This is a genomic window from Pseudomonas sp. NPDC087598, assembly GCF_044743525.1.
GTDB lineage: Bacteria > Pseudomonadota > Gammaproteobacteria > Pseudomonadales > Pseudomonadaceae > Aquipseudomonas.
Map to the genome: position 1 here is coordinate 1 of NZ_JBIUWQ010000109.1, position 7,538 is coordinate 7,538.

The 7,538-nt window shown below is 61.5% G+C and carries 7 protein-coding genes and 1 pseudogene; 3 read left to right on the top strand and 5 right to left on the bottom strand.

What is annotated here, in order from left to right; translation table 11 throughout:
- From ACIOWE_RS29320 to ACIOWE_RS29340, 5 genes are all read right to left on the bottom strand, one after another.
- Positions 1 to 101: hypothetical protein (locus ACIOWE_RS29320; RefSeq protein ID WP_401398434.1), on the bottom strand; the 101-nt coding region annotated here is incomplete at its 3' end.
- A gap of 49 nt (positions 102 to 150) precedes the next feature.
- Positions 151 to 687 (bottom strand): ATP-dependent protease subunit HslV, encoded by a 537-nt coding sequence (gene hslV, locus ACIOWE_RS29325; protein WP_003220875.1) that lies wholly within the window; start codon positions 685 to 687, stop codon positions 151 to 153.
- 290 nt (positions 688 to 977) lie between these two features.
- The gene (locus tag ACIOWE_RS29330; RefSeq protein WP_103307342.1) at positions 978 to 1,685 is read right to left on the bottom strand and encodes an SPOR domain-containing protein; all 708 of its coding nucleotides are present in this window, start codon (positions 1,683 to 1,685) and stop codon (positions 978 to 980) included.
- Position 1,686: 1 nt separating this feature from the next.
- A complete protein-coding gene (argS, locus tag ACIOWE_RS29335) occupies positions 1,687 to 3,423 on the bottom strand; it encodes an arginine--tRNA ligase (RefSeq protein WP_401398430.1) in 1,737 nt (578 codons plus the stop codon).
- A gap of 210 nt (positions 3,424 to 3,633) precedes the next feature.
- The gene (locus ACIOWE_RS29340) at positions 3,634 to 5,853 is read right to left on the bottom strand and encodes a primosomal protein N' (protein ID WP_201235894.1); all 2,220 of its coding nucleotides are present in this window, start codon (positions 5,851 to 5,853) and stop codon (positions 3,634 to 3,636) included.
- Positions 5,854 to 6,138: 285 nt separating this feature from the next.
- On the opposite strand from ACIOWE_RS29340, the gene rpmE reads away from it, so the two are divergent.
- From rpmE to ACIOWE_RS29355, 3 genes and pseudogenes are all read left to right on the top strand, one after another.
- Entirely contained in the window at positions 6,139 to 6,369 is a 231-nt protein-coding gene (gene rpmE, locus ACIOWE_RS29345) for a 50S ribosomal protein L31 (RefSeq protein ID WP_103305455.1), read from the top strand.
- Positions 6,370 to 6,383: 14 nt separating this feature from the next.
- Positions 6,384 to 7,184: a thermonuclease family protein gene (locus ACIOWE_RS29350; protein ID WP_401398432.1), complete on the top strand. Its 801-nt coding sequence runs from the start codon at positions 6,384 to 6,386 to the stop codon at positions 7,182 to 7,184.
- Positions 7,185 to 7,337: 153 nt separating this feature from the next.
- Positions 7,338 to 7,538 (top strand): annotated as a pseudogene (locus ACIOWE_RS29355) (malate dehydrogenase); the annotation flags it as partial.

The following is a 7,538-nucleotide window of genomic DNA, read 5'->3' on the forward strand; positions in this document are numbered from 1 at the left end:
CAGCGGTTGCGCAGGGCAATCGCGACGGCGCGCTTGGCATCGTCCTGGCCGATGATGTGGCGGTTGAGTTCGTGGACGATTTCGCGGGGAGTCATGGACATAATAATTGGCGGTCCTCAAGCAGAAAAAAGCCGTGGCACAGGGGCCGTATCAGGCTTCTTCAGCGAGATCCTGCTCCTCAATGGTCTGAGTGTGGTTGGTGAATACACAGATGTCGGCGGCGATACCCAAAGCGGTTTCGACGATTTCACGGGCCGACAGATCGGTCTTTTTCAGCAGGGCGCTGGCTGCAGCCTGCGCATAGCCGCCGCCGGAACCCATGGCGATCAGGCCATTTTCCGGTTCGACCACGTCACCGTTGCCGGTGATGATCAGGGACGCGTCTTTGTTGGCGACCGCGAGCATGGCTTCGAGGCGGCTCAGGGAGCGGTCGGTGCGCCATTCTTTGGCGAGTTCGACAGCGGCGCGGATCAGGTGGCCCTGATGTTTCTCAAGCTGGCCTTCGAAACGTTCGAAGAGGGTAAAGGCATCGGCGGTGGCACCGGCGAAACCGGCGATGACCTGGCCGTGGTAGAGGCGACGAACTTTTTTCGCGTTGCCTTTCATCACGGTATTGCCGAGAGAAACCTGGCCGTCGCCGCCCATGACGACTTTGCCGTGACGGCGGACTGAAACGATGGTGGTCAAGGGAAGAGTCTCCACACAGCGGGGCGAAAGTGCCTTATGCCCATTCATATGGGGGTGCTGGAGAGGATTTCAACCGTAGAGCAGGAGAGGGGACGAGCGGTGATATCGGGGGGATGCAAACAACTGTGGCGAGGGAGCTTGCTCCCGCTCGGCTGCGCAGCAGTCGCAAATCCTGCCGATACGGTCTATCTGAGGCACCGGATTCACAGGGTTTGGGGGCGCTTCGCACCCCAGCGGGAGCAAGCTCCCTCGCCACAAAGTTCGCCGAACAGTTTGCGTTCGGCGTCAGGTCAGCGGCTTTGGCGTTGTTGTAACAGCAGGTTACTGAAGCCGGCGCCAGCCAGTTGTTTCTGTGCCGTTGTCAGCTGTTCGCGGTTGCTGAACGGGCCGACCAGTACGCGATACCAGGTTTCATCCTTGACCGTGCCGGACTCAACCGCCACCGCCTGACCGAGCAGAATGATCTGCGCACGGACTTTGTCGGCATCGGTTTCCTTGCGGAACGAACCCGCCTGGAGGAAGAACTTGGTCACGGGTGCCGCTTTGGCCACCGGTGGCGCTGGCGGCGGGGTAATCCCGGCCAGTGCCGCTTGAGCGCGCGCGGTGTCGATTTTTGCCGCTTCCGCCGGAGTGACCGGAGTCGTCGGCACTTGTGGCGTCGGCAGGGTTTTCTCCGGCACGGCGTCCGGCGGCACGATCACTTCCGATTCCGGCAGCAGCGTGTAGAAGTCGTACTTCGGCTTCACCGGTTGCGTCGGGCTCGGCGGGGTCTTGTTGGCCTCGGCGATCTTCGACGCTTTCTGCTGTTGCGCCTGTTCGACCTTTTCACGCTTGACCGTGTCGCTGCCCTTGCCCGGCTCCAGTTTCATCAGGAACACGATGAACGCACCGACCGTCAGGCCGATGGCCATCCACAGCCAACCCGGAATCGGTTGCTTCGCAGGAGCTTGGTAACGGCTGGCGCCACGTTTGGGTGCAGGTTTTTTCTTGGCAGCCAACTTACATACGCTCCAGAGTTTCCAGACCCAACAGCTCCAGGCCTTGCTTGAGGGTGCGGCCGGTCAGCGCGGCCAGGCGCAGACGGCTCTGCATCTGAGCCGGGGTTTCGGCGGCGAGGATCGGGCAGTTCTCGTAGAAACTCGAGAACAGACCGGCAACGTCGTACAGGTAAGTGCAGAGGATGTGCGGCGTGCCTTTTTCAGACACGTTGTTCAGCACTTCGCCGAACTGCGCCAGTTTTGCCGCCAGCTCTTGCTCGTGCGCCGCTTCGAGAACGATCTGGCCATCGACTTCGCTGAAGTCCTTGCCCAGTTTGCGGAACACGCCGGCCACGCGGGTGTAGGCGTACAGCAGGTATGGTGCAGTGTTGCCTTCGAAGTTCAGCATCAGGTCGAAGTTGAAGCTGTAGTCGCTGGTGCGATGCTTGGACAGGTCGGCGTATTTCACCGCGCCGATGCCGACGACTTTGGCGATGTTGCGCAGTTCGTCTTCGGCAAGCTCCGGGTTCTTCTCTTTCACCAGGTTGTAGGCACGCTCCTGCGCTTCGGTCAGCAGGTCGATCAGCTTCACGGTGCCGCCATCACGGGTCTTGAACGGACGGCCGTCGGCGCCGTTCATGGTGCCGAAGCCCATGTGCTCCATTTCCATTGGATGGGTCACGAAACCGGCCTTGCGCGCCACGGCGAACACTTGCTGGAAGTGCAGGGCCTGACGCTGATCGACGAAGTACAGCGCGCGATCGGCTTTCAGCTTGCCGCTGCGATAGCGCACGGCCGCCAGGTCAGTGGTGGCATACAGGTAGCCGCCGTCCGCTTTGACGATGATCACTGGCAGCGGGTCGCCGTCGGCGTTCTTGAACTCGTCGAGGAACACGCACTGCGCGCCGTTACTCTCGACCAGCATTCCGGCCGCTTTCAGATCGTTGACCACGTTGATCAGGTCGTCGTTGTAGGCGCTTTCGCCCATCACGTCGGCCATGGTCAGTTTGACGTTAAGCAGCTCGTAGATCTTCTGGCAGTGCGACAGCGAAATGTCCTTGAACTTGGTCCACAGCGCCAGGCACTCGGCATCGCCGGCCTGCAGCTTGACCACCAGACCACGGGCGCGGTCGGCGAACTCTTCGGACTCGTCGAAACGCTGCTTGGCGGCGCGGTAGAAGTTTTCCAGATCGGACAGCTCGTCGCTGGTGATCGGGTTTTCCTGGAGATAGGCCATCAGCATGCCGAACTGGGTGCCCCAGTCGCCGACGTGGTTCTGACGGATCACCTCGTCGCCGAGGAACTCGAGGACGCGGGCTACGCCATCGCCGATGATGGTCGAGCGCAAGTGGCCGACGTGCATCTCTTTGGCCAGGTTCGGTGCCGACAGGTCGACCACGGTGCGCTGCGCAGGACCAGCCTTGCGTACGCCAACGTGAGCGTCGGCCAGCGCGGCGTCGAGGCGCGAAGCCAGCGCCTGGGTGTTCTGGAAGAAGTTGATGAAGCCCGGGCCGGCGATTTCGGCCTTGGTGACGTTCTCGTCAGACGGCAGCGCGGCGATGATTTTTTCCGCCAGATCGCGTGGCTTCATGCCAGCAGGCTTGGCCAGCATCATCGCGATGTTGCTGGCGAAGTCGCCGTGGGTCTTGTCCCGTGCGTTCTCCACCTGGATCGCCGGCGACAGGCCTTCAGGCAACACACCTTCGTTGACGAGTTGGGTGAGGGCTTGTTGGATCAGCTGGCGAATGGTGTCTTTCATGGTCTTCTCTTTCGACCGCAAGCGCGGCGGCGCATCGATGCGCGGGTGGAAAAACTGGGCATTATCCGTTGCGAAGACGGGCTTGCCAACCTTAGCAGGCAGGATGTGGATGTGTGGTGACAAATAGACCGCTTTCGCGAGCAGGCTCGCTCCCACAGGTACAGCGCAGTCCTTGTGGGAGCGAGCCTGCTCGCGAAGGCAATCTACCGATCAATACAAATCGACGGGATCGACATCCAGCGACCAGCGCACCGCCCGCCCGCTCGGCATTTGCTCCAGTACCAGCAACCAACTGGCGAGCAATCGATGCAGCGGTGCGCGCGCCGTCGCCTGCAACAAAAGCTGCGCACGATAGCGTCCGGCGCGACGCTCCATCGGCGCCGGCACTGGCCCCAGCAGTTCAATCCCGCTCAGACCCTGCTCGACCAGCAAGCGCTCGGCCTCGCTGCACGCCTCGTCAAGAAAACCTTCCGCCTGCCCCGGTTTGTGCGCTTCGGCACGCAACAACGCCAGATGCGCAAACGGCGGCAGACCCGCGGCGCGACGCTCGCTTAAGGCCTGCTCGGCAAAGGCGAAATAACCCTGCTCGGTCAGTTGCACCAATAAAGGATGGTCGGCGAGGTGGGTCTGGATGATCACTTTACCCGGCTCCTCCGCCCGTCCGGCCCGGCCCGCGACCTGCACGATCAACTGCGCCATGCGTTCGCTGGCGCGGAAGTCACCGGAGAACAATCCGCCGTCGGCATCGAGAATCGACACCAGCGTCACCCGTGGAAAGTGATGCCCCTTGGCCAACATCTGCGTGCCGACCAGGATGCACGGCTGGCCTTTCTGAATCGTGGCGAACAACTGATTCATCGCGTCCTTGCGCGAAGTGCTGTCGCGATCAACCCGCAGCACCGGGTAATCGGGGAACAGAATGGCCAGACGCTCCTCGGCCCGCTCGGTGCCGGCGCCAACCGGGCGCAAATCAACCTTGTTGCACTTCGGGCACTGGCGCGGCGTGCGTTCGACGTAGCCGCAGTGGTGGCAGCGCAGTTCGCCGTAACGCTGGTGCACGGTCATTCGCGCATCACAACGCGAGCACTCGGACATCCAGCCGCAATCGTGGCACAGCAACGTTGGCGCAAAGCCGCGACGGTTGAGGAACACCAGCACCTGTTGCCCATTCGCCAGCGTCTGGCCGATGGCCTGCTGCATCGGCCCGGAAATGCCGCTGTCCAGCGGACGGCTTTTCACGTCCAGGCGCAGGAAACGCGGCTGCTTTGCACCGCCCGCGCGTTCGTTCAGGCGCAACAGGCCGTAACGACCGGTGTAGGCGTTGTGCAGACTTTCCAGCGAAGGCGTCGCGGAGCCGAGGACGATCGGGATGTTTTCCTGGCGCGCACGCACCAGTGCCAGATCCCGGGCGTGATAGCGCAGACCTTCCTGCTGTTTATAAGAGCCGTCGTGTTCTTCGTCGATGATGATCAGCCCCGGATTCTTCATCGGGGTGAACAGCGCTGAGCGGGTGCCGATAATAATGTCAGCCTCGCCATCACGCGCCGCGAGCCAGGCTTCGAGACGCTCGCGATCATTGACGGCCGAGTGCAGCAGGGCGATGCGCGCATTGAAGCGTTGCTCGAAGCGCGCCAGGGTCTGCGGACCGAGGTTGATCTCCGGGATCAGCACCAGCGCCTGCTTGCCGGCTTCGAGGGTCTCGCGGATTAACTGCAAATAGACTTCGGTCTTGCCGCTGCCGGTGACGCCCGCCAGCAGGAAGGCGTGATAACTGTCGAAACCGGCGCGAATCGCTTCATAAGCGGCGCGTTGCTCGGCATTGAGGGGCAATTCCGGTTGCGCGAGCCAATGCTCATGACGCACGCCGGGTGCATGGCGGCGGATTTCCACCTGCACCAGATTTTTCGCCAGTAGCAGATCGAGGCTGTCCTTGCTCAACATCAGTTTGCTCAGCAACTGATGGGCGACGCCGTGCGGGTGCTGGGCCAGTGTTGTCAGTGCTTCACGCTGGCGCGGGGCGCGGGCGATACGCGGATCGTCAACGCTGGCGCCCGGCACCACTGACCAGAAACGCTCCTGCCGGGCCTCGGCCAGCTCGCCCTGACGCAGCAGCACCGGCAGCGCCCAGCTCAAGGTGTCGCCGAGGCTGTGCTGATAATACTGCGACGTCCACAGACACAGTTTGAACAGCGCCGGTGGCAACGGCGGCGTGGCATCGAGCAGGGCCAGCGCCGGTTTCAGTTTTTCCACCGGCACTTCGCTGGTGTCCGTGATCTCGACCAGAATCCCGATCATCTCGCGCCGGCCAAACGGTACGCGCAGGCGCATGCCTGGCTGCAATTGCTCGCGCAGTACACCGGCCGGTGCTCGGTAGTCGAACAGGCGGCGCAGGGGTGAAGGCAAGGCGAGGCGCAGAATGGCGTCGGGCACGCGGGGGGATCTCGATCAACAGACTGTAAGACTAGGCACATGACCTTGTAGGAGTGAGCCTGCTCGCGATAGCGGTTTGTCATTCAACATTTATGTCGTCTGATACACCGCTATCGCGAGCAGGCTCACTCCTACAGGATCGCGTATTGGACCGGGAGCCTAGCAGACGGTCGGTCTAAGGGACAGCTTGCGCGATTGACATTGTCTGGTAGAATCCGCGGCCTAATTACGTGCGGTATTCAACAATAGTGTTGAGTGGCGGCACGCTAGCCTGAGGAAGACATCATGAAAGCTGATATTCATCCAACATACGAAGTCACCGCAGTTACCTGCAGCTGTGGCAACAAGTTCGAAACTCGTTCGAACCTGGCCAAGCCTCTGGCGATCGACGTTTGCAACGAATGCCACCCGTTCTACACCGGTAAGCAAAAGACTCTGGACACTGGCGGCCGCGTTCAGCGCTTCGCCGACCGTTTCGGTGCTTTCGGCAAGAAACCTGCTCCAGCAGCAGAGTAAGGTTGAAAGGCCCGGTGGGCTTTTCCTCACTGCTGAAAAAGGCGTCCCTCGCGGGCGCCTTTTTTATGTCCGCGATTTGGCTGTCCAGCGCTCAAGCGCTCTGTCCGACGCCTTCGGGAGTGACCGCCGTGACGGTACAGCGCGTGGTCGATGGCGACACCGTGCGTCTGACCGACGGTCGCAGTGTGCGCATGATCGGCCTCAACACGCCTGAACTGGGCAAGCAGGGTCGCAGCGACGAACCGTTTGCCGTGGCGGCACGCAAACGTCTGGAATCGCTGGTGGCCGATAGTGACGGACGAGTCGGTTTGCGCCTCGGCAAGCAAGCCAAAGACCATTACGGGCGTACGCTCGCTCACCTCTATAGCGTCAGCGGCGCCAGTCTCGAAGCACAAATGCTCGCCGATGGCCTGGGTTTTCAGGTCGCGGTGGCGCCGAATGTCGATCTGACTACCTGTCAGCAAGCCGCCGAACGCAGCGCGCGACAGGCCGGTCGGGGCCTCTGGCGGCAGTCTCCTGTACTGAAAGCGGAGCAAATCCAGCGCTCGGGTTTTGCCGTGGTCAGCGGTCGTGTGAGCAAGGTGCAGCGCAATCGCGGTGGAATCTGGATCGAGTTGCAGGACTCACTTGTATTGCGCGTTGCACCCAATCTGGTCGGACAATTCGACAATGCCCGCTTGCAGTCTCTGAAGGGCAAGCAGATCGAGGCTCGTGGCTGGGTGGTGGATCGTTCGCGGCGCGGTGGATTGCAAGAGGGCCAACCGCGTTGGTTGCTGCCACTGACGGATCCTTCGATGCTTCAAAGTGCACGCTGAAGAAAAATTGTAGACATTTTTTCTGTCGATTGTGAACAGTCAAGCCCTTGTGCGCCGTGGCTCTTGGCCCAAAGTCGTAGGACAGGGCGCTTGACAGGGGTGACTGCTCAGTCTTGTGGGGACTTTGCGAGGCGCGTATCCTCGCTGACCAGTCTGTCCAACAGTAAAAAGCGGAATGCCAAACGGTCTGCTCTGAAAACTGCCGCTCTCGAATATCATGCCAATCCTCGTCCAGGGAAGCTGAGTGTCGAGCTCACCAAGGCCACTGCTACCGCCCGCGACCTGTCGCTGGCCTACCGCCCCGGCGTAGCTGCACCAGTACGTGAGATCGCTCGCGATCCTGAACTGGCCGAC